The sequence below is a fragment of the Flavobacterium sp. KMS genome (assembly GCF_000813005.1).
GTDB lineage: Bacteria > Bacteroidota > Bacteroidia > Flavobacteriales > Flavobacteriaceae > Flavobacterium.
Genome location: NZ_JSYP01000012.1, coordinates 32,128 through 54,704, shown reverse-complemented (window position 1 = coordinate 54,704; position 22,577 = coordinate 32,128). Strand labels below are relative to the sequence as shown.

Below are 22,577 nucleotides of genomic sequence, written 5' to 3'. Positions count from 1 at the left end.
TACAGAACGGTGCATCTCTACAGAACGACCGTGCGTTACCGAAAATTCATAAAAAAACCCGACAATTAATTGTCGGGTTTTTATTTTTGGTATAATTTGTTATGCTAAAAACGCATTGTAGTGCATCTCTACAACGTTTTTATACGTGTAATGCTCTATTATCTGTTGCTGCTAATGCTGCTTCTTTTATTGCTTCTGCAAATGTTGGATGTGCATGACTCATTCTTGAAATATCTTCAGCAGATGCTTTAAATTCCATTGCTGTTACAGCTTCTGCGATTAAATCGGCAGTACGTGCTCCAATCATGTGTACTCCAAGAACCTCATCAGTTTTAGCATCGGCAAGAATTTTTACGAATCCATCTAAATCTCCACTTGCTCTTGCACGTCCTAATGCTTTAAAAGGAAAACTTCCTACTTTGTACTCTACTCCCGAAGCTTTTAATTGCTCTTCTGTTTGTCCAACAGCTGCAACTTCTGGCCAAGTATAAACTACTCCCGGAATTAGGTTATAATCGATATGTGGTTTTTGTCCTGCTAAGATTTCAGCAACCATTGTTCCTTCTTCTTCCGCTTTGTGAGCTAACATTGCTCCACGAACTACATCTCCAATTGCATAAATATTAGGAACGTTTGTTTGTAAATGATCATTTACTTCAACTTGTCCTCTGTCTGAAATTTTCACTCCAGCTTTATCAGCATTCAATCCGTCTGTGTATGGACGACGCCCTACAGAAACTAATGAATAATCTCCTTCAAGAGTGATTGTTTCTCCTTTTGCATTTTCAGCCTGAACTACAACAGCATCGCCGTTTCTTTCTACTGATTTTACTTTGTGAGAAACGTAGAATTTCATTCCTTGTTTTTTCAATACTTTAGTTAACTCTTTAGACAATGAACCATCCATTCCTGGAATAATTCTGTCCATGAATTCTACTACTGAAACTTGTGCTCCTAAACGTAGGTAAACTTGCCCAAGCTCGATTCCGATAACTCCTCCTCCAATAATAACAAGGTGTTTTGGAACTTCTTTTAAAGCTAATGCTTCTGTAGAAGTAATAATTCTTTCTTTATCAATTTTGATAAAAGGTAAAGACGAAGGTTTTGAACCTGTTGCAATAACAGTATATTTAGCTTCGATTGTTTCTGATGTTCCATCTTCTTTTGCAACTGCAATATGTGTAGCATCTACAAATGAACCTAAACCATTAAAAACGGTAATTTTATTTTTATCCATTAAATAATTAATCCCACCAACAGTTTGGTCTACAACCGCTTGTTTGCGAGCAATCATTTTCTCTAAATTGATTTTTACATCACCAGAAACTTCAATTCCGTGATCTGCAAAATGTTTAATTTCAGCATAATGATGTGAAGATGACAATAATGCCTTTGAAGGGATACATCCTACATTTAAGCATGTTCCTCCAAGCGAATTGTACTTTTCGATTATAGCTGTTTTGAAACCTAATTGTGCGCAACGAATTGCCGAAACATATCCGCCGGGACCTGAACCTATAATGACTACGTCAAATGAACTCATAGTATTTTGATTTTTTTATTTTTTAGCGATACAAAATTAAGGAATTAAGTTTTGTTTGAAGTTTAAAGTTTGAGTTTTTTCTCAGGATTTCTAGAAGTATGGAAAACTTATTGTAATAAATACATAAAAATGTTAAATTTTCTCTCTGTTTTAGCAAAAAATGCAGATTGTTGATTTGAGATTTTTGATTAACGATTGCTGATTTTTGATTTGAAAAATCTATCTCGCAGAATTATTTAAAAATCTCTCGCAAAGACGCGAAGACGCAAAGTGTAGAGTAAATACTCTTAATCTTCTTTTTTTCTCAAGTTTGTCACTCTGAGTCGAAGGGCAATGCGGGGTTTCGACTCCGCTCAACCTGACAAGATTGTATTTATATATATAAAGTGTATTTTTAAACGTTTATTATGCTAAGCCATATTAGTATTCAGTCTCTTTTCAACTTCTTCCCAACTACTACCTATACTTTTTTCAGAAAGATATTTTTCACGTTCTTCTGACACTCTGTTGTAATGTTCATTGGGTATTATTGAATTTATCTCTTCTTGATTAATAGCGTCAAAAACTCCTTCCAAAACTTCTAATTTTGAATCGTCTTCTATAAATTTCCCAAAATCAAGTATAAGCTTGTGTCTTAATTCTTTAATTTCCATTTTTATTTATTTAATTCAAATTTAAGCTTTTATACCTGATTACTATATGATGTTTTTCTATTTAACATTTTTAATAACCATTACTTATTTGTGATTTGTCGCTTTGTCTCAACGTATTGAGTAAATGCTCTAAATCATGTTTTTGTTGTTTTTTATCTCCTTGAGCGTCCCGATCCCGAAACTTCGGGACGGGAGAAAGGCGATGTGGGCTTCGACTCCGCTCAACCTGACAGTTTTTTGGTGTTTCTCGCGAAGACGCTAAGTCGCAAAGCCAAACCTTTGATTCTTTGTAACTCTGAATCTATGTAACTTCAAAAAAAAACTTAGAACCTCAGCATCTCAGAACCTTAGAACCTTAAAACGAAATCACTGTTGTATTTTTTACTTCGCTTATCATAAAGGTGCTTTGTGTACTACCGATATGTTGTAGGTTTGTGAGTTTGGTTACTAGAAATTCCCGGTAGGCTTCCATGTCTTTTACGAGTACTTTTAGAATGTAATCATAATCTCCACTTACGTGATGGCATTCGAGTACTTCTTTTAGCTGTATTACTTCGTTTTCAAATTTGGTTAAGAATTCTTTGGTATGCTGAATAAGTTTGAGGTGACAGAAGACTACAAATCCTTTTTCTATTTTGGATTTATCGACTAGCGCTACATATTTATGAATGATTCCTTCTCGTTCTAGTTTCTTGATTCGTTCATAAACTGCTGTTACGGATAGGTCTAGTTTTAAGGATAACTCTTTAGTTGTTTTTTTACTATCGGTTTGGAGTAATAATAGTAGTTTTTTATCGGTGGAATCTAATATCATAGTTGGTTGGTTTTTTAGTCTGAAAAATAATCTGTTTTGATCTTATTTCAAAAGTAAATTTAGACAATAAATCTAACTAAACATCTATTTATAGTTTAATAATCTAAATATAACAACTATGATTGATTATTATTCTGATATACTTTTATTTTGAATAAGATTTATGGTGTACTCGGGTTTCATAGCCCCGATAGTAGCGACATCCTTTTTCTTGATATCCTGACGGAGGAAGGGTTTCAAGAAAAAGATATAGCGGATAGCGGGAATAGCTTCTTAAATACAGGTAAAAACTAAAGCTCTTGTTTTTTTTTAATTTATTGATTTTTAATTAATTATATGTTTTTAAACAGATTAAATGTATCTTTATATATGTTTAAACCTACACAAAACATACTAATTATCAATTACAAAGAAAAACTGCTCACAAGTTTTTATTATTTCAATTCCCTAAATCTATTATTTAAAACTTAAAACAAAAACCTATGGAAAATTTCAGCCCAGCAAACTGTATTCAGGATTTACAATATTTCGGAGAATTCGGAGGTGTAAACCCATCTATTTCAGATTCTTCTACCTATACTTTTCTTTCGGCAAAAACAATGTCTGATACTTTTGAAGGAAATATAGAAGGATGTTATTTATATTCCCGCCATTCATCGCCTAGTAATTTATACTTAGACCAAGCTCTTGCTGCTATGGAGGGGACTGAAACTGCAAATGTTTCGGCTTCGGGAATGGGTGCAATTACACCTACATTAATGCAATTGTGCAGTGCGGGAGATCATATTGTTTCGAGTCGTACTATATACGGTGGAACGTATGCTTTCTTAAAAAATTTAATTCCGAGATTTGGAGTAAAAACGACTTTTGTAGATATAACAAAGTTAGACGTTGTAGAGGCTGCAATTACTCCTGAAACTAAGGTTATTTACTGCGAAACGGTAAGTAATCCTTTATTAGAAGTTGCGGATATTAGAGGTTTGTCTCGCCTTGCGAAGAAACATAACTTAAAATTAGTTGTCGATAATACGTTTTCGCCTTTATCCGTTTCTCCTGCCAGACTTGGTGCCGATATTGTGATTCATAGTTTGACAAAATATATAAATGGTAGCAGTGATACTGTTGGTGGGGTAACTTGTGCCTCTAAAGAATTCATTAACAGTTTGAAAAATGTAAATAGTGGTGCAAGCATGCTTTTAGGCCCTACGATGGACAGTTTACGTTCGGCTAGTGTGATGAAAAACCTAAGAACTTTGCACATTCGAATCAAACAACACAGTCATAACGCGCATGTTCTAGCCGATAAATTTGAACAAGACGGTCTTAAAACGGTTTACCCTGGTTTAAGAAGTCACCCTAGCCACGAATTATACAAAACGATGATTAATCCTGAATATGGTTACGGTGGTATGCTTACAATAGATGTTGGTTCTCTGGCTAAAGCCAATGAATTAATGGAATTGATGCAGCAACGTAATCTTGGATATTTGGCGGTAAGTTTAGGTTTTTACAAAACTTTATTTAGCGCTCCAGGAACCTCAACTTCTAGTGAAATTCCGCTAGATGAACAAGCTACGATGGGTTTAACAGATGGTTTAATTCGTTTCTCGATTGGATTGGATAACGACATCGAGAGAACTTACCAAATGATGAAAGCCTGTATGATAGAGCTTGAGGTTTTAGAAACACAAAACATTTCTTTATAAATAAATTTGCTTAATTTTTAAATTTTGTTTGGATCCGCTGGGGAAATTCTCTTAGCGGATTTTTTTATTTTATAATTAGACTTGCTTAGATTGTTAGACTGCTTAGATTATTAGACTTACTTAGACTTCTTAGATTATTGGACTTACTTAGACATCTTGGATTATTGGATTGTTGTTACTTTTTACTGGTACTGAAAATAAAAATCCGTTCTGAATTATACTCAGAACGGATTTTTATTTTAGACTTCTTAGATTGTTAGACTGACTTAGATTATTAGACTAGTTAGATTTTTTAGATTGTATTGACTTTATTTACATTTAACTTTTTACTAAAAGTAGAACTTACTGTTTCTCAACAAAATTCAGTTTACTATTTTTTCGGCTAAAGCCAAAGTATATGCAAAGTCCTATTAGCAACCAAACTGTAAAATAAATCCAGTTCCAAACGCTTAATTCGGCCATCATGTATAAGCAGCAAATTAATCCTAATAACGGAATTAAAGATAAATTTTGTTTAAAAGCCCAAACGGTTAATCCAACCAAAACAATTAAGAAAATCCACATTGGAATTTTATGTTTGAATAAACTTAAACCACTTTCATATTTTATAGAATCTGCAACTGGTAATCCTGCAATTACTCTTGCATACTTAGTTTCATCTTTTTGATATTGATTTAATATTTGCTCTAAATCTGGTTTTCCAGTTGTAGCATTTTTAGCATCAACGGTCACTAAATAATCATATACTTGTTTTGTATGGCTTTTATCTAATGATGTGATAATATCTGCTGATTCATTAATTTGAGTTTCATTGGTAATAAAACTCATTGTTGCTTTTTTGTTGTATCCAAAAGAAAAAACCAATCCGATTATCAATAAAACTGGCATTATGAATTTTGAATTTACATAAGGTGTTTTGAATTTTCCTCTTGGAATATTTGGTTTATTCTGCAATACCAAAACTCCTGCGCAAACTAATACAAAGGCAAATAATGTTCCGATACTACATAAATCGGTTACCATAGTAAGGTTTAGGAATAAAGCTGGAACCGCTACAACAAAACCTGTTACTATAGTTGCGTAAGATGGTGTTTTAAATTTAGGATGCACTTTAGAGAATCGTTTTGGCAATAATCCGTCACGGCTCATGCTCATCCAGATACGAGGTTGTCCCATCTGAAAAACTAACAAAACACTTGCCATAGCTACTACTGCACTTACAGCAATAATTCCTGACATCCATTTTAAATCTAATTTATCGAATACAAAAGCAAGTGGATCTCCTACATTAAGTTGGTTATAACTTACCATTCCGGTAAGTACCAATGCAATTGCGATATACAAAATGGTACATATTATAATTGCCCACATCATTCCTCGTGGTAAATCACGTTGTGGATCTTTACATTCTTCGGCAGTTGTTGAGATGGCATCAAAACCAATATAAGCAAAGAATACTGCTGAGACTCCTTTAAGAACTCCTGTTACTCCATTTGGTGCAAACGGATCCCAATTGGCAGTATCTACGTAAAAAACTCCTACTGCAATTACTAAAAGTACAACGCATAATTTTACAACAACCATGATATTACTCGCATTACGAGATTCTTTCATTCCGCGATAAATTAAAGCAGTAATCAAGATAATAATCAATAAAGCTGGAAGATCGGCAACAAAATGGAATGAACCTATTAAAGGTGATGTTGTCCATGCTGTATATGCTGATTGTAAGGCTGGTTCTAGATTCTCGAATGATTTCCCACCGTGCATTAACGCTGTGGCATCTTTAAATCCGTTAGAAGCTGTTAGATAATCCATTTGAACCCATTGGGGCAAATGTATTCCTCCGCTGGCGAGTAATCCTGTAAAATAATCACTCCACGATATGGCGACGGTTATGTTCCCGACCGAATATTCCATTATCAATGCCCAACCAATAACCCAGGCTATAATCTCGCCAAAGGCAACGTATGAATAGGTATAAGCACTTCCTGAAACTGGAACCATCGAAGCAAATTCGGCATACGCAAAAGCAGCAAAACTACAAGCAATGGCTGTAAAAAGAAACAGAAAAATAACGGCAGGACCTCCATCGGCACTGGCTTTACCTATTGTACTAAAAATACCTGCTCCTACAATTGCAGCAATTCCAAAAGCAGTTAAATCACGCGCCGTCAAATGCTTGCCCAATGTATTATGACCATCGGCATTATTTTTTTCGACTTGACTCAAAATATCTTGTACAGTTTTTTTTCGAAATAGACTTGAAAACGACATAGGTGTATTTGCTATTAATAATTAATTTCTTTCTGGCTTTTTGCTTTTATTTTACAAATAATGCAAAAATTATCGTGATTTCAAATATATAAAACGATTTTGTTTTGCAACACTTTTGATTGACTTTTATTATTAACTATATAGTTAAAAAAATACATTGTAGTAAAAATCTACTTTTTAAATTTTATAGATTAAGATATGCTTTTTTTATTCCTGAATAAAAGTCATTTTTTTTGCCATCTTTTTTTGCCATCCATAAGGCAAAATCGAATGTCCGTTTTCGACCATTGAATTCATTTGTTCCATGATTTTATCTTGTATTTTCTTTGGAATCGTATAAAATTCAGCATCTAAACTAAAATTCCTTTCATCATCCAAAATCCCATTCTGGATTCGAATCCCAATCTTTTTACCTTTATAATATAATAAGATTTTTATTCTCCCATCATCATATCCATTATATCCGTTTGTGCCATAAATTAGTATTGGTTCGATAATTCCATCATTATCAAAATCTTCTACATAGACATACTTTGTCCAAAACCAAATACTCTCTTCTTCTTTCTGTTTGAAATCATTGGTCTCGAAAGTTTTTATCCAACGGTTGTTTTCAATTTTAAAATTGAATGCTTTAACGGCATTATTAAAATTATTACCATCAACTGGTTCTTTAAATTTATCTTCTGTCAAGACTAAATAATATTCACCAGTTTTATCTTTATAGTTGTAAACTTTCCAAATATTAAAGTTTATTCCTAATTCTTTTCTTTTTTCTTTTGTGAAAATTTCATTTATTTTTTCTTTCGAAAGGGTTTTGTATTTACTGTTTTGCTCATTCATAAGAAATTCTGAAATCTCTCCGATTCGTTGTGTCAGAATTGCGATATTTTTTATTTCGGTATCCGAATAAACAATATTGCTATTATTGGTCACTGGTTTATACCAACTATACTTTTTGAAAATATTGGCATATTCTGGACTCGAAAACACATATCCTTTTCTTGCATAAATTTCGTTCTTTAATAATTTTAGAGAATAAATATCTTCGTTTTTTAGCTTACTTTCATCAATAAGCTCTAATGAACATTTAGAACAATCTATCTTATTTTGTGCTTTTACAGTAATAGTAATTAGTAAAATTATAAAGAGGTAAAACTTCATTTATATATGATTTGGTTGATTATTGCTTTTTGCCAGCAATTACACAAACTTACATGAATTATTATAAGGTTACAAATTTCATGAATTCAGATGATTTTTTTGCCTAGTGTTTAAGCATTTCTTTTATAGAGTCTGGCATAAAAGGATATTACTTCCATCAGGGCTAGGCGTTTTGACTTTCATAATAAAATTTTAACGTATTAATTCATTTCAAGTACCAAGACTTCTCCTTTAAATCATTCAAGGTTCTTGCAGGTACTCCATTTAGCTCAATCATTTTGTTACATATTTGATTAAAATCTGCATGATTATAATAAGCCAAATCGACAACTTCATCCATTTCCCTAGTACCTTTACATCCAATTAGAAGTCTATTTGATGAACTAAATTCTTCAGACAGCTCAGTCATAATTTTGATTAATTGTTCAGAAATATTTTTTTCTTCAAAATGTAAACTACCAAATCGTTCGATACATCCAATTAAAACAACATTTTTATAAATAAAAATATCAAAACTCCCTCCTTCCCCCATTATATATTCAGGTTCGTTTAATTCTGCCTGAATTAGAATTAGAAACCAGCTCTCGTCTACATTTTCTGGAAAATCTGAATATTTTTTTAAATGTAAAAGTTCTAATTTTAGTCTACTAAAAACATTATTTAATTTCTGTTTAATTTCCTCAATACTATAATTTTCTTCTTTTGGAATTATACAGTTTATACTTGACCCCATGTTTGTTACTTAATTAAATACCTATTAATAATAAAGTCAAGACTTAGTATTGTAATTTCAACTACCTATCTCGATACGCTTCCTTCAAAGCTAGGACGCTCAGCTTTTAAGAATTTTTATTAGAAATTATTTTACACAAAAAGTGATTCTTTAAGAACTCTATAACTTTTAAAAACACATCCAAAGACAGTCCCCTCTATTTTCTCTATAATTACCCAAGCCAATATCTCTTTCTCTATAAGCTGATATAACTCATAGTCAATATAATCAGCACTATAATTTAATTTCTGATAATCAGGATGAGTTCTAATAAACTCCGAAAATTTCCATTGTGAAAACTGAATTTCATTTATCGAAATGTCATATTCATAAATAACCCCGTCTTTTTCAACCGTACATCCACTTCCATGAAACCAATATTCTATTCCCTCAATAGTTCCTTTTCTCTCAAAACCTAATCTTGAAAAAGAGCATGGATTTACATCCATTTTATATTTGTCTTTTAATAAAGCTTCAAATGCCCTTATAAAATTGATATAGTCAGTTAGAATTTCTTCAATCATAATTTAATTTGAATCTAATATATATTTCTGCAATGATAACAAGAAAATTCATTCTATGCTTACAAAAAACAGAACTTCTCTTTATTTATTCAATATGGGAATATGAAAATTTTCTGCCCTAAACAAATTACATATATAAAATATCTGCTTTTTTTCACGTAACTAACATGGTTTTTCTCCTACTGCAACTATCATTTCGCAAGGCCCAACAAAACCGTTATCCGATTCAAAAACTCTCAACTCCTGTTCAATTTCCTGCCAAACAGTTTCTTTTTCTAAATCAGATAAATTACTCAGCATTTGGTGTAAAGCACCAAAAGATTCTTTTTCAAATCGAATACATTCCTTTGTCGAAAAAAGTTGTAATGGAGAATCTACATCCTCAGACTTTACATTTATAAATCCAGCAGTTAGAAACAACTTTTCAATAACACCTTCTGAACCTAAACTGAAAGGACCAGGTTGCCCAGACAATGGCGGGGCTAATTTTGCTCTGTTACGGATAATAGAAACTGGAATCGAGAAAAATTTATTCTTCTCAGGGGTCGAATAAACAATTGCAGCTACTTTTCCTCCAGGTTTAAGAACACGTAACATCTCTTTTAATGCCCGATGTTGATCAGGAAAATAAATAAGCCCAACTCTTGAAATAACCGCATCAAATTTTCCATCTTCAAGTGTTAGATTTTCTCCATCCATTACTTTAGTTTCAATATTCTCCAGTCCATTTTGTTTTGCTATTTCTTTGGCATATTCCAAGATATTTGAAGAAATATCAGTTGCCAAAACATAACCAGATTTACCTACTCTTTTTGCTGCTGTAATGGTTTGCTCTCCTGCTCCTGCTGCTACATCCAGAACTCGATCACCATTTTTGATGTTCGCCATATCCAACATTCTTTCAGTTGCATTTCCTAGCCACTTATTAAGCGTAGGACTCCATCGAAACCAAGCATTGGCAGTCTCTTGCCATTGTTCACGGGTAGTATTTTTATATTTTACAGGATTAAACTGAGGTATTGATTTCATAATATATCGATTTAATATTAATGAATATTTTTAAAAACAACCTACAATTTTTTTATTGGCAACTTCTTATCACACAAAACCATCCGAAATAATTAGATATGTATGAGCAATTCTTTAAATACACAAAATTAACCATAATTAATTGTTTTTAAGGAAATTACACTATTTTTAAATCTATATATGTGTGTGTTTTTATCTCAGTGAAGTAGAAATAACTACAACTACATTTAACTACAAAATATTTTGTCTCGGCCTAAAAAAGCGATACAGATTATTATATAAAATTAATTAAATAGAGTAAAATATTTTTGCAACAACTATAGTCTAAAATTATAAAGTACATATAAGAACAGGGTTAATCTAATTCATCATAATCTATAAACTCTTGAGGAATTACTTTTTTGAATAATTCTATTGTCTTTTCTACAAATTCTAGCGGCAAATCCTTTTTATAAAATGAAACTGTATAACTTTTCTGCGTATCATCTCTAAAAATTTCAATCAACATCTTTTCATCTTTATATATCATAATACCAATTCCGTCACGTTCATTAACATCACTTGCAATTTCTATTTCGTAATCTTTAAAATAAATATCTTCCATATTATTATCTTTTTTTAGGATAATCAAATATATAAATAATCAAAACCAATACATTTTAACCGCTCATATATTACCTCTCCTTATAACTGTTCATTATTAACACCGATTAAAATTTCCACCTACCCCTTCTTCTCTAACGCTAAAGAAAAAACAGGCAAAAAACAACCCCTAACTCAAAACACAAACCCACCTATAACATTTTTATCTTTTTCACTGAAATTAACTACAAAAAAACTAATTTTACTAATACGCACTGATAAACAATTAAATACAACATAAAACACAATATTAATTTGATTTTTTTTCCTAATAAATAACCATTTTTATTATTTATACATATCCCCACATCTAGAAAATAATAATTCAACAGAACTTAATTACTATGAAAAAAATTACTCTAATTCTCGTTCTAGCAATTTATTTTACTCCAACCTACTCTCAATCTAATCCAACTATTGACATCCTTTTTAGGAATAGTTATAAAGTTTTTGAACTTCAGAGACTTCCTAATGGAATGTATAGAGATTCGAAACTATTTAGCGGAAATGATTATCATCCAATATCAGCTGCTAATACAGGCATGGGATTAGTCGCAATATGTATTGCCGACGCGATGGGCTGGATTACTAACGGACAGGACTTGGCTTTGGCAACGCTTAAAACTGCAACGGGACATACTCAGGGTTTTACACCTGATAGAACATCTAATGGGTATTACAGACATTTTATGGATATAGATACGGGGCAACAAGCTTGGGGTTCTGAATACAGTACTATCGATACCGATATTTTAATGTCGGGAGCATTATTTGCAATGAAGTATTTTAAAAATGATGAAATCACAAAGTACTCCTTAGAAATGTGGAATTCAATTGATTTTGAAGCTGCCATTTCTGATGCTTCAGGAGGAGCTATTTATTTATCAATGAATGCAAACGGAACTGGCATATCAGGTTCTGCCTGGCCTTATAATGAGTACATGATAGCCGCTTGGCTAGCCAAAAATGCCTCTCAAACACCTACTGGACCAGGGAATGTATTGTGGAATAATCATTACAGTTCTCCAACTCAATTACCAAAAGTAAATTATAATTCTATTCCAGTTTTATCGGATAATGCTACACGTTTTATGCCTTCATTTACACATCAGTTCAATTATTATCTTTGTAATTACTTTACGACTTCTAGCGACTATATGCTGTTTTTTAAAAATGCGCAACAAGCCGATTTAGAATGGTGGAATAATCAGGGAGGAAATACCTATCAATGGGGATGCGGTGCTGGCTCAGCAATTTCGTCCTCCTATCATGCAGATGCAATAAATGATAATCCTGATCAGATTACATCACCTCATATTATTGCTGGATTTATTCCTGTAAACCCTAATAGTAAAAATGATTTAATTGCATTATGGGATAACAATAAAGGCAAATATCTTTTACCAAATTCAACTGACCCCATTTTATGGAGACATAGTGTAAGCAATACAGCCTGGATACCTAATGAAATCATTGGTGTTGATTTTTCTACCATGCTATTCGGGATTGCTACTTTACCAGAATATTTGGGAACTAGTTTTTTCTCAACCAATAACGCTTTTTTCCCTTTACCAACACCATCATCTCTAAGCGTATCAAGCTTCAATTCTAATACCATAAAACTTTATCCAAATCCGTTTGTAAATACCTTTAAATTAGAATTAGAGGAAATGAACGAGAATGTTTCAATAAACATAAATGATTTAACAGGGAAATCGGTTTACAATAAAACTTTTTCAGAATTAAAAAATCTTGATATTCAGCTAAACATAAGTAGTGGTTTATATGTTATTGATGTAAATAAAAACGGCGAATCGAAAAAGTTTAAAATACTCAAAAAATAATATTGAATGATACATTTCGTAAAGTTCAACTTTTGCACCTGATCCTTTTTTGCTCTTAGTCATAAAAACAAGAAAAATCATAAAAGTTAAACCCCGAAACTTTCGTTTCGGGGTTTAGCTTTTATAGAGAAAGACTCTAAAGTCTTTACTCTTAATCCCAGAAAAAATAAAGATTACAAAATATAATTTAAACGAGGATTGCACCATTTTCAGCTTCGTAAATCATCATAGGATAAAAAATTATTTAGCAATTTCTGATACAAGAATCAACTCCCCTATCCAATCACTGCTAAACTCAAAACTACATTTTATTATTTAAAAACTTCGAAACTATTCTACTTCTCATTGAGGACATATCCTAAATGTACATTTAAGATTTTAATAATAAATTAATACACAACAAACACATTTCAAAAAGAAACAGGTAATTATACTTATTGTAATGTGTAGCATTTCTTCTAATTTCAAACACACCACAAACAACTCAAATACAGTGTTTTAAAACCCGTAATCGTCTATTTTAAGCAGAGACGGTAAAAATAATTCTAGAGGAGACTAAGTAAAATTTATGTTCTAAAATTTAAAAAGTAATCTCCTGCTGTTATTTCGGTTTCCCATGGATAAAAATTCGGCATTCATACCATTTTTTTCTTTTAAACTATTGTGTACTAGTAACTTTATTATGAAATAAACCCCAACTGGATTTATTTTCAAAATATGTTTTTTTTAATTAATACTTCATAAGTATCAGCCTCACTGTTTTCTCGTAGCTATAAAATTATGCGTGTTATACTATATCAATAAGAAATAAAAAGTGGAATTCAGAAACCACTTTAATAAACGAGGCGTAACCTGAAAAGCCATATGAGTAAGGAACAAAAAAATAAAAAAAAATGGAAAATTCAATCGACTTAGAACAAAAAACATGCCCTTATCAAGCTCAAAATGCTCTACAAGCTCAACAAGCAAGTACAGTAGCGTTAATTCCAGACATTACAACGCCACTTGTATCAACAACTAATCAGCCACCAGTTGTGGGGCCTATTAATCTCGGGCTTTTAAATAATCTTATTGGTACTTGGAACAGTCCTACCGGAGAGGCTGCAACGGGCTATAATGTTATGCCCTTGCCACAGACAGATGCTCCAAATGGTTACATTACTAAAAACTTCCCTTATTTTGAAGAAATTACATTTACGCCTATAGCAGGTGGAGCACCAAATCGTGCGGGAAATTTTACACAAACAAGTGGAGTGTTGTTTTATGAACAACGAGTATACATTGCAAACAATGCCCAGCCAACTGGAAGTCAACCAATTGAAAACACTTTAATTCATGCCGAAAATGGCACTTGGTTATATCATTTTATACGACAACAAATGGAAGGCCCTTATGGTCCTGGCAATGTTCAAAACCCTTCAATTCCTGCACAAGATCCAAAAGTTCAGTACAACAAACAAATTTCGGTACCTCATGGAGTTTCCGTTTTAATGGTAGGAGGTCCAGTTGTTACCGGAACAGGAAATCCGGCTTTCCCAACCGCAAATAGAACTCAATTACCGTTTACAGATCCTAATATTATTGACCCATCAACCTATTTAACGAACCAATTAAAATCATTGAACGACAAAGGCATCACAGTTGTTAGCTATTCTAGCATTAATGTTAGCTCAAATGAAATATTGGGAGGCGGAATAAATAATATCCATTTTGAGGCTTCTTTTGGAAAAGTAGTTTCAATGGATACTACCTGGTATATTGAAACGTTGAGTAACGGAACTGTTCAATTACAATACATTCAAAATATTATTTTACAGTTTGAGATTAATGGTTATCCAAAACAGTTTTCACATATTGATGCTAACACTTTACAGCTTGTGGAAACGTATGTACAGGTCGATGCAAAATTACCATGGCAAAATACAGGAATTACTGTACAACCGGGGAAACCAATAAGTATAAATTACGATTCAGGCCTGTGGACTGCTGATCCTGCTACAAACAATGGTAATTTATATGACGCAAATGGATACTCAGGCTATAAGATAGATCTTCCCTTCTATCCACTTCAAGGTGTAAATATGGGATCGCTTATAGGTCAAGTTGGTACAAATCCTCCATTCTTGATAGGAAACGGCCCTGTTACAACTCCTGCAGGACAAACTGGACTATTAAGTTTATGCATTGACGATGATTTAAATGCTAAAGGTGGGGCTGGATTAGCCGATAACATTGGTAGTTTGCAAGTACGCATAAAAGTTTAAAATACTAAAAAAGACACTTTAAAATGAAGTATTTATAACCCTAAGATAAATACGTCTCCAAATCTACAATATCAGAAAAATGAAACCTACAAAAGAATTTACAGTGGCAGATTATCTGCTCACGCGTCTCAAGCAATTAAATGTTACCGAAGTTTTCCAAATCCCAGGCGATTATGTAAAACACTTTACGCAGGCCTTAGAAGACTTTGAAGGCATTAAAACCATTGGAGCTTCAAATGAATTAGATGCTTCTTATGCAGCAGATGCTTATGCTCGTACTCGAGGTTTAGCCGCAGTTTCCTTACAATATGGAGTAAGTACTTATAGTGCATTAAACGCTATTGCCGGAGCTTATGTAGAGCGTAGCCCAGTTATTGTAATTAGTGCTACTCCCGGAGCAGATGCCCGGCAAATAGGCAGTATGTACAACGTACTTTATCATCATTCTACAGGTAATCTCAATGCCGATCAGGAAATTTACGAAAGAGTAACTGTTGCAGCCGAGACTCTGAGCAGTTCTGTAAATGCTCCCGAAAGAATCGATAAATTAATCATTGCAGCACTTACACACCAGCGACCAGTGTACATAGCATGTTTTAAAGAAGTTTGGGGCGAACCTTGCCCCAAACCTTCGAATAAAAAACTAACACCACTGATAATAAAAAGTGAAGTAGCAGCACTTAACAATGCCGTTTCTCAAGCTTGGACTCAAATTAGTCAAGCAAAATCTCCTCTTATTCTTGCAGGTGTAGAAATCTTACGACACGATTTATCAAATCAATTAGAAGAACTTATTAAAGAAAGTGGCATGTTGTACACTACAACTTCACTAGGAAAAACAGTTCTGGATGAGAAAGGAGATAAATTTATAGGAACATATTCTGATCAAGCTTCAATACCCGAAGTTATCAAACTGGTTGAAGCTTCTGATTGTATTCTATCACTGGGAACTATCATTACCGATGATTATTTATGGTTGGTCGAAAATAAATTTTCGGATATGATTCAGGCAACCACTCAAGAAATGAGAGTTGGTTATTTTACGTATAATAATGTAACTCTAAAAGACTTTATCGAAGCATTAATAGAACGTTTTAAAAAAGCCGCAACATATCCTTTAAAAACTGTGGCGCCAGCTCAACCAAAATTCCCAGAACCCTGGATATCCAATTCAGATCCTAAATATGATAAAACACCCGAAGTAATAACGTTTAACCGTTTTTTTGAACATACGGTATCTTTCTTAAAAAAGAACAAAATGCTAGACGATATTGTTATGACTTTTGGTGTAAGTACCTCTATGTATGTGGCAACTAATATCTACGGATTATCTAAGAATGCATATATTTCTTCGGCTGCTTGGCAATGTATTGGTTTTGAAACCGGCGCTGCATCTGGTGCGCAACTTGGGAGTGGTAAACAAGCCTGGACTGTAGCTGGCGATGGTGGTTTTATGACGGTAGCACAATCACTTTCGACTCTTGTAAAATACAATATCAACTCAATACTCTTTGTAATGAGCAACGGAGTATATGCCATAGAGCAAGTATATGTAAATATAGATGCATTTAAAGCAGGACCATCTCATAAGTTTGATGCGTTTGATATTCTTCCAAAATGGGATTATCAGGCACTAGCCAAAGCATTTGGTGCAAACAGCTACCGAGCCGAAACAGTTACTGAGCTAAACGAAGTACTACTTAATCTCAAAAAGAAAACCCACCTCCCAACCTTAGTCGAAATTGTAATTCCTCAAAAAGATCTGGCACAGCAAATGGCAAGATTGGGTAATGAATAAAAGCAATCACAAAACAATCGAATAAAAATTTTAAAAACATATAATCATGAGTACAAAAACATATTCAATTTTTGGAGCTGGTGCAGCTGGACTCTATACCGCTTGGAGATTACTTGACGGAACTTCCAAAAACAAAAAAAACGAAAAATTGCTTGTCAAAGGAGATATATTAGAACTCTATGACTGGGGGAAATACGATTTTTCTAAAAAAAATCCTGGAACCAGAGAACCAGGTGCACGTGTTTGTACATGGCACTATAAAGACAATAAAGATAATTCGTACCTAGAATTGGGTGGTATGAGATATTTGTATTGGGACGGAACCCCTAAGGGACCGGGGCATCGTTTAGTAACTAAAGCCATAGAAAAACTGGATTTAAAAAAAGATTCAATTCCTTTTAATGAATCTGCAGACCCACTAATGTCTTTGCGTTCTAAAAACATGTATATATCAGATGTTACTTCTAACCAGCCAGCTCCGTATGCTGCAAACAATTACGGCGAAGATGCTCCACCAGATGATGGATTTACAGTCATACAATCTGTAGCTATTACTCAAGATTCTGGACCAGTTACCCGAAGAGAGTGGTGCAAATTTTATGAAGATGGAAAAATTAATATTGAAATGCCTGAAAGTTCTATCTTCAAAAAAGGTGATTTGCTAAAAGAAATTGGGTACTGGAATCTCGGTTATGATATGCTCGGACAAGAAGGATTCAGCTATTTATCTGATGGTAATGGCTATAGTTCAAACGTAGTAAACAGCAATAGTGCACAGTCCTTTAATGTCAATGACGAGTTTACTCCAGGAACAGAATACAAAACTTTAATAAAAGGATATTCGAGCTTATTTGATTCCTTATTTGAAGAAGTCGAAAAACTAGCAAAACAAAAAGGGATTACTCTCAATTATTATCCAAATACGCGATTGCGTTCTATTTTACATACCAAGTCAGGAATACATTTTACAACAGCAAAACGTGAATCTCCTGATAAACTTGCAGAAAGTAAAAAATGTGATGCTGCATTTCTTGCAATGCCAAGAGCTGCCATAGAATTAGTAGCTGAAGCAACTAGATATTCCGATGCAGAAGGTTTAGATGTATTAAATCACGAAAAAGTTCAGTTGTATTTAGAATCTGTAATCATGGAACCTTCATACAAAATAGGTATGTTTTTTAAGACTCCGTGGTGGAGAAAAACTACAGACGGAGGTCCTACTTATCCTGCCAAACTAACAAGTTACTTTCTGACACTGGAGGGAATAGCTAAATTAAAAAAAGAGAATTTCCCTGCTGAATATCTAAATAAAATAAATAATCCAGCTATTATAGGTATTCCGTTTAACGATAAAGCCAGTTTTATTGCTGCTGTAGAAAATGCAATCCAAGAGCGCCTAACTTTTAAACAAGAAAGCCAAATTTTAACTGTAGCCGAATTAGATACCATTGGGCCGAGTATTACAGATATGCCTATCCGACAAGTAGTTTATTTTGGTGATAATGCCAGAAATGAAAAAGGAGATAAAGTGTATGGTATTCTTGCCAGTTATGATGATATCCAATATTCAACATTCTGGAAAGCTTTAGAACTTGGTCCAAAAGCAACACGTAAAATTCCTGAATCCAGAGATTGCCAACCACTCGAAGGACCGAGAAAGGCCACACCTGTAATGGTAAAAATGCTTCGCTCACAATTGGCGGCATTACATTTTGGACCACAGACAGATTATTCTGCAGTACCAGAACCTTTAGAAACTAAGTATATGGATTGGTCGCTCCCTCCTTTTAATGCGGGTTACCATGCCTATAAATCACATTATAATTTAGGTGATGTGCAAAGAAAAATTAGAAAACCATCACAACTTGTTCCAAAAACAGATTGCGATATTTTTATAGTTGGTGAAACGTACTCAAATGATCAGGCTTGGGTAGAAGGTGCTTTTTGTACAGCCGAATCTGTTCTTAATGATTTTTTTGGCATTGAACCAATTATAGATGAAAAATACTATCCATTTATTTCTCCAGAGTAACACTCTAAAAACTGTAACTATATACGAAAGCCTAAAAACTTTTTACACATACAAATGAGAATATCAAAGAGGTAATACAACACCTAGCACTTGCGTGTAATGTAAAACAAGCTGTTTGCCAAACACCACCAGTTCTAATTGGGTTGGAAAAGTACTATCTTTTCCAACCCATTAAATATAGTTACTATGAATAATTTTTTATAGTTGCAGAAGATGGACAAAAAAGTCAAAATACCATTACAAGATTTCTAACAATGGATGCTACAACTTCTGCCTGATCCATACCAACAAACAGGAATCAAGCCTAGTAATTTACTTTCTAATGCATCAAATAAATCATGTCTGACAAGACTAAGAGTAGAAATAAGAAAAGTCATAAAAGCAAAAAACCCGAAACTTTCGTTTCGGGTTTTAAAATACTGGCGGAGAAAGAGGGATTCGAACCCCCGGACCTGTTACAGTCAACAGTTTTCAAGACTGCCGCATTCGACCGCTCTGCCATTTCTCCAGTATGTCGCTTTCATTTCCTGATTGCGAGTGCAAATATAAGACGCTTTTTTGATTATAACTAATCGAATTTCCAAATACAATAAAATTAAATCGTTTGCCAGAATTTAAGCTACCTAAAAATCATGTGAAGTAGTAAAAGTTTATCAATCTAAAAGCAATAAGTTCAACATTAAATTTATGTTTAAAAGACTAAGAGACTGCTATTTTACTTATCTATTCTTTGCTTTTACAGATTGTCTTTGGCTTCTAATACACACTAATCTATTATAATTTTCTTTTTGTAATAAATTTTCTTTTTTTTTTTCTTAATCCCTAACTTTTGAACAAGATTCAAGAAAACTAGAAAAGTCATAAAAACAAAAAACCCGAAACTCTCGTTTCGGGTTTTAAATACTGGCGGAGAAAGAGATTCTTCTCTAAATCACTTCAAGCTAATAAAACCAAAGGTTTACATATATGCATATTTTAGGGTACTGACTGACAAGAGTACTAAAGAACTTTAGAAACAATCATAGCAATAATAATGTAAATATACTATAATTAAGACATTTTAGATATTAAATAATTTAGATTGACTTAAAAACAAAATTCTTAATGTTATTTAGTTCAGAAACATCACATCTTTGAGAAAGTCTATTTTTAAATGAAATATTATCTGGTTGGAATTTATGTTTCGAACGTATTCTTGATTTTACTAATGGTAGAAGATAATCTTTTCCAGAAACAAATTTTAATAGCTTAGTATTTGAACCATTTATAATTTCTTTTCTCTTTTGAATCTCATAATCTAATTCACCTTGAGACAGAACACCTAATAACTTATTAGTTAAATCTGTTATTCGATTTTGATTCTTTAATTCACAAATAACACCAGTGTTATCTTTACACATATCTGTAACTTTATATCCTATAGTTTGTTCTGTAGAGAGATATACCATTACAATTGAATATATAATAAATAAATCTACTAATGATACATTTGATTCCATCCATTCTTCAAAGTTTAAATTTCTTAAAATTTCATCTTTGTCATCATTTGCATCTTCCTCATTTGCTATGTCAACTAGTAAACTTTCTTCAATAAAAAAATTTTCTATACAGTATCTTGGTAAAACAAATAAACCTTTCAGGTTGTTTTTATGTTCCTCTGAAATTCTATCGTTTAAATTGTTATTTAATAAATAAAAATCTCCATCAATAATAAAAACCTTATGCCTGCCATCATCTATTTTTTGATATTTTTCGCACTCTTTTATTACTTTATCGCTACCACCTAATGGGAAGACTTGTTCAATTTTATATTCATCTTTGAAAATTCGTCTTAAAATTTCTTTATATACTTTTTTGTATCCAAGTGCTGTATCTTCTATATAAATATCAATATCATTAACATCTTCGTAAAGAACCGATATAGCCGATTTTGCGGCTGATTTTCTTTCCATATCCTAATTATTAGAGTTTAATTTTATAGTATCAGCTTTATAATCTCCAATTATATCAGGTGAATGTGTTGCAATTATAAATTGTGTTTTTTCTGAAGCTTCATAAAGACAATCTATAAATTTTTCTTGCCAACGAATATGCAATGAAATTTCTGGTTCGTCAATAATCATTATTTCATTTTTAGTAGTTGAAAATTTATATTTGTCAAAAATCACGTTTGCAAATAAAATTATTAATTGCCTTTCCCCAGAAGACAATTCATCTACAGTTAAATCTCTACCATGAGGTTTTTTAACTGATAAACGTCCTACTTCATCTACATAAAGTCTTTTTCCAGTGTCTTTGAAAAAAGAATTTATTATATTCAAAAATTTTGTTATTGGCGCAAAAGTCTCTTGAACTTTTGATTTATAAACATCAAGTATTTCTACAAGTTTTGATAATTTATCAATTTGAGATTTATTTAACAGCCATTCAATTGTAATTTGGGAATTGTCAAAATCAACTCCTTTTACAGTCATTAGAAGTTTTTCAATATTGCTGAAAAATAATTTTAATTTGTTGGATAAATTTTTATCAAGAATTCCAATTTTTTTTAATGACTCTTCAATTTCACTTTGTCTTGCAACTAATTTATATTTTTCAGATAAGGCAACTAGGTCAGTTGAGCTGTCTAGGTTAAAATCAATATATTCGAAAGAACTGTAAATTAATTCTTTTTGAATAGAGTTAGAGTAATGCTCTTCCACAGATTTTAACCTTTTGTAAATTGATTGAATTAGCAACTCAGTCTCTAAAATACTAACTCCAAGTGTATTTTTTTGAGTTCTTCTGTACTTATCAATTTCAATAGCTTTGTTATGTAAATATAGATTTCGTTCTAATAAGTAATTTTTGTAATCCTCTTTGACATCAGAGTTTGTACGTTCTAGTCCAACGAATATCGGAGATGAAAGGTTTTTTATGAAAGTGATTATTTCATGTGCATTATATTTTCTAAGAAGCAAATCGCCATAGTTTATTTCAGATTTGTTTTTATATTTCATGTAATCCATTTCTTCAAACTGTTGAAAGTCAATTATTAGTTTGTCAGTTACAGAACTAAATGAATAAATATCATCTTCAACATATTTGACGAGGTATAAATGGATTTCAATTTTAGTTTTGTCTTTATGAACTTCAATTGAATACGTCTCAGATAAATGTTGAATTTCTAATTGTAGTAATTTGTAAGGTATTTTAATTAATTCTTCTAAATTTGGACACAATATCGAATGAATAAGATTTAGGGCAGTAGTTTTTCCTGAACCATTTGGACCTACGATTATCGATAAATCGTTATTAAATTTAATATTTAAGTCTATATACTCATTTATTTTTTTACCAATAAAATTATTTATTTTCATGCTTTCATGTTTTTATATTGCTTTTTGTAAGGAAGGTAAATATAGCTTTTTAAATGATTTTTTTTAAACCCATTAGCTAATGAATTTCGGATGAAAAATAATTATTTTTTCTAAATCACTAAACAGGTATAAGTACGCTTTTTTTTTTATTGATTTTGT

Annotated in this window: 16 protein-coding genes and 1 tRNA gene; 5 read left to right on the top strand and 12 right to left on the bottom strand. The window is 32.4% G+C overall.

Features of this window, described 5'->3' with window-relative positions:
• Window positions 1–139: 139 nt before the first annotated feature.
• From lpdA to OA93_RS13560, 3 genes are all read right to left on the bottom strand, one after another.
• A complete protein-coding gene (gene lpdA / locus OA93_RS13570) occupies window positions 140–1,543 on the bottom strand; it encodes a dihydrolipoyl dehydrogenase (RefSeq protein WP_039113900.1) in 1,404 nt (467 codons plus the stop codon).
• A gap of 410 nt (window positions 1,544–1,953) precedes the next feature.
• Window positions 1,954–2,196: a hypothetical protein gene (locus OA93_RS13565; protein WP_039113899.1), complete on the bottom strand. Its 243-nt coding sequence runs from the start codon at window positions 2,194–2,196 to the stop codon at window positions 1,954–1,956.
• Window positions 2,197–2,551: 355 nt separating this feature from the next.
• Window positions 2,552–3,010, bottom strand: a complete 459-nt coding sequence (locus tag OA93_RS13560; protein WP_039113898.1) for an Lrp/AsnC family transcriptional regulator — start codon at window positions 3,008–3,010, stop codon at window positions 2,552–2,554.
• Between the two features lie 482 nt (window positions 3,011–3,492).
• Between OA93_RS13560 and OA93_RS13555 the strand changes: the two genes are divergently transcribed.
• The gene (locus OA93_RS13555) at window positions 3,493–4,716 is read left to right on the top strand and encodes an aminotransferase class I/II-fold pyridoxal phosphate-dependent enzyme (RefSeq protein WP_039113897.1); all 1,224 of its coding nucleotides are present in this window, start codon (window positions 3,493–3,495) and stop codon (window positions 4,714–4,716) included.
• Between the two features lie 342 nt (window positions 4,717–5,058).
• Here OA93_RS13555 and OA93_RS13550 read toward each other — a convergent pair whose 3' ends face one another.
• The 6 genes from OA93_RS13550 to OA93_RS13525 form a co-directional block, all read right to left on the bottom strand.
• Complete coding sequence (locus OA93_RS13550) at window positions 5,059–6,993, bottom strand: amino acid permease (RefSeq protein WP_039113896.1); 1,935 nt, start codon at window positions 6,991–6,993, stop codon at window positions 5,059–5,061.
• Window positions 6,994–7,200: 207 nt separating this feature from the next.
• Window positions 7,201–8,154, bottom strand: coding sequence for a YARHG domain-containing protein (locus OA93_RS13545; RefSeq protein ID WP_039113895.1), 954 nt, complete (start codon window positions 8,152–8,154; stop codon window positions 7,201–7,203).
• 205 nt (window positions 8,155–8,359) lie between these two features.
• Complete coding sequence (locus tag OA93_RS13540) at window positions 8,360–8,887, bottom strand: hypothetical protein (RefSeq protein ID WP_039113894.1); 528 nt, start codon at window positions 8,885–8,887, stop codon at window positions 8,360–8,362.
• A gap of 131 nt (window positions 8,888–9,018) precedes the next feature.
• Window positions 9,019–9,450 carry a hypothetical protein gene (locus OA93_RS13535; RefSeq protein ID WP_039113893.1) on the bottom strand — a complete coding sequence of 144 codons (432 nt, stop codon included), beginning with the start codon at window positions 9,448–9,450 and terminating at the stop codon, window positions 9,019–9,021.
• Window positions 9,451–9,612: 162 nt separating this feature from the next.
• Entirely contained in the window at window positions 9,613–10,479 is an 867-nt protein-coding gene (locus OA93_RS13530) for a class I SAM-dependent methyltransferase (protein ID WP_039113892.1), read from the bottom strand.
• Window positions 10,480–10,834: 355 nt separating this feature from the next.
• Complete coding sequence (locus OA93_RS13525) at window positions 10,835–11,083, bottom strand: hypothetical protein (protein ID WP_039113891.1); 249 nt, start codon at window positions 11,081–11,083, stop codon at window positions 10,835–10,837.
• Between the two features lie 382 nt (window positions 11,084–11,465).
• Here OA93_RS13525 and OA93_RS13520 point away from each other — a divergent pair, with 382 nt between their 5' ends.
• The 4 genes from OA93_RS13520 (at window position 11,466) to OA93_RS13505 (ending at window position 19,059) form a co-directional block, all read left to right on the top strand.
• Window positions 11,466–12,965, top strand: coding sequence for a T9SS type A sorting domain-containing protein (locus OA93_RS13520; RefSeq protein WP_082001819.1), 1,500 nt, complete (start codon window positions 11,466–11,468; stop codon window positions 12,963–12,965).
• Between the two features lie 893 nt (window positions 12,966–13,858).
• Complete coding sequence (locus OA93_RS13515; protein WP_039113889.1) at window positions 13,859–15,229, top strand: heme-binding protein; 1,371 nt, start codon at window positions 13,859–13,861, stop codon at window positions 15,227–15,229.
• A gap of 79 nt (window positions 15,230–15,308) precedes the next feature.
• Window positions 15,309–17,027 (top strand): thiamine pyrophosphate-binding protein, encoded by a 1,719-nt coding sequence (locus OA93_RS13510; protein WP_039113888.1) that lies wholly within the window; start codon window positions 15,309–15,311, stop codon window positions 17,025–17,027.
• Between the two features lie 46 nt (window positions 17,028–17,073).
• Window positions 17,074–19,059 carry an FAD-dependent oxidoreductase gene (locus OA93_RS13505; protein WP_039113887.1) on the top strand — a complete coding sequence of 662 codons (1,986 nt, stop codon included), beginning with the start codon at window positions 17,074–17,076 and terminating at the stop codon, window positions 19,057–19,059.
• 420 nt (window positions 19,060–19,479) lie between these two features.
• Here the strand turns inward: OA93_RS13505 and OA93_RS13500 are convergent.
• From OA93_RS13500 to OA93_RS13490, 3 genes are all read right to left on the bottom strand, one after another.
• Window positions 19,480–19,567, bottom strand: a tRNA-Ser gene (locus tag OA93_RS13500).
• 568 nt (window positions 19,568–20,135) lie between these two features.
• Window positions 20,136–21,011 carry a DUF4435 domain-containing protein gene (locus OA93_RS13495; RefSeq protein ID WP_039113886.1) on the bottom strand — a complete coding sequence of 292 codons (876 nt, stop codon included), beginning with the start codon at window positions 21,009–21,011 and terminating at the stop codon, window positions 20,136–20,138.
• Window positions 21,012–21,014: 3 nt separating this feature from the next.
• A complete protein-coding gene (locus OA93_RS13490) occupies window positions 21,015–22,418 on the bottom strand; it encodes an AAA family ATPase (RefSeq protein ID WP_039113885.1) in 1,404 nt (467 codons plus the stop codon).
• Window positions 22,419–22,577 lie beyond the last annotated feature (159 nt).

Coding starts and splice junctions, on each gene's coding strand:
- lpdA (WP_039113900.1), bottom strand. CDS start 1,543: ATGAGTTCATTTGACGTAGTCATTATAGGTTCAGGTCCCGGCGGATAT.
- OA93_RS13565 (WP_039113899.1), bottom strand. CDS start 2,196: ATGGAAATTAAAGAATTAAGACACAAGCTTATACTTGATTTTGGGAAA.
- OA93_RS13560 (WP_039113898.1), bottom strand. CDS start 3,010: ATGATATTAGATTCCACCGATAAAAAACTACTATTATTACTCCAAACC.
- OA93_RS13555 (WP_039113897.1), top strand. CDS start 3,493: ATGGAAAATTTCAGCCCAGCAAACTGTATTCAGGATTTACAATATTTC.
- OA93_RS13550 (WP_039113896.1), bottom strand. CDS start 6,993: ATGTCGTTTTCAAGTCTATTTCGAAAAAAAACTGTACAAGATATTTTG.
- OA93_RS13545 (WP_039113895.1), bottom strand. CDS start 8,154: ATGAAGTTTTACCTCTTTATAATTTTACTAATTACTATTACTGTAAAA.
- OA93_RS13540 (WP_039113894.1), bottom strand. CDS start 8,887: ATGGGGTCAAGTATAAACTGTATAATTCCAAAAGAAGAAAATTATAGT.
- OA93_RS13535 (WP_039113893.1), bottom strand. CDS start 9,450: ATGATTGAAGAAATTCTAACTGACTATATCAATTTTATAAGGGCATTT.
- OA93_RS13530 (WP_039113892.1), bottom strand. CDS start 10,479: ATGAAATCAATACCTCAGTTTAATCCTGTAAAATATAAAAATACTACC.
- OA93_RS13525 (WP_039113891.1), bottom strand. CDS start 11,083: ATGGAAGATATTTATTTTAAAGATTACGAAATAGAAATTGCAAGTGAT.
- OA93_RS13520 (WP_082001819.1), top strand. CDS start 11,466: ATGAAAAAAATTACTCTAATTCTCGTTCTAGCAATTTATTTTACTCCA.
- OA93_RS13515 (WP_039113889.1), top strand. CDS start 13,859: ATGGAAAATTCAATCGACTTAGAACAAAAAACATGCCCTTATCAAGCT.
- OA93_RS13510 (WP_039113888.1), top strand. CDS start 15,309: ATGAAACCTACAAAAGAATTTACAGTGGCAGATTATCTGCTCACGCGT.
- OA93_RS13505 (WP_039113887.1), top strand. CDS start 17,074: ATGAGTACAAAAACATATTCAATTTTTGGAGCTGGTGCAGCTGGACTC.
- OA93_RS13495 (WP_039113886.1), bottom strand. CDS start 21,011: ATGGAAAGAAAATCAGCCGCAAAATCGGCTATATCGGTTCTTTACGAA.
- OA93_RS13490 (WP_039113885.1), bottom strand. CDS start 22,418: ATGAAAATAAATAATTTTATTGGTAAAAAAATAAATGAGTATATAGAC.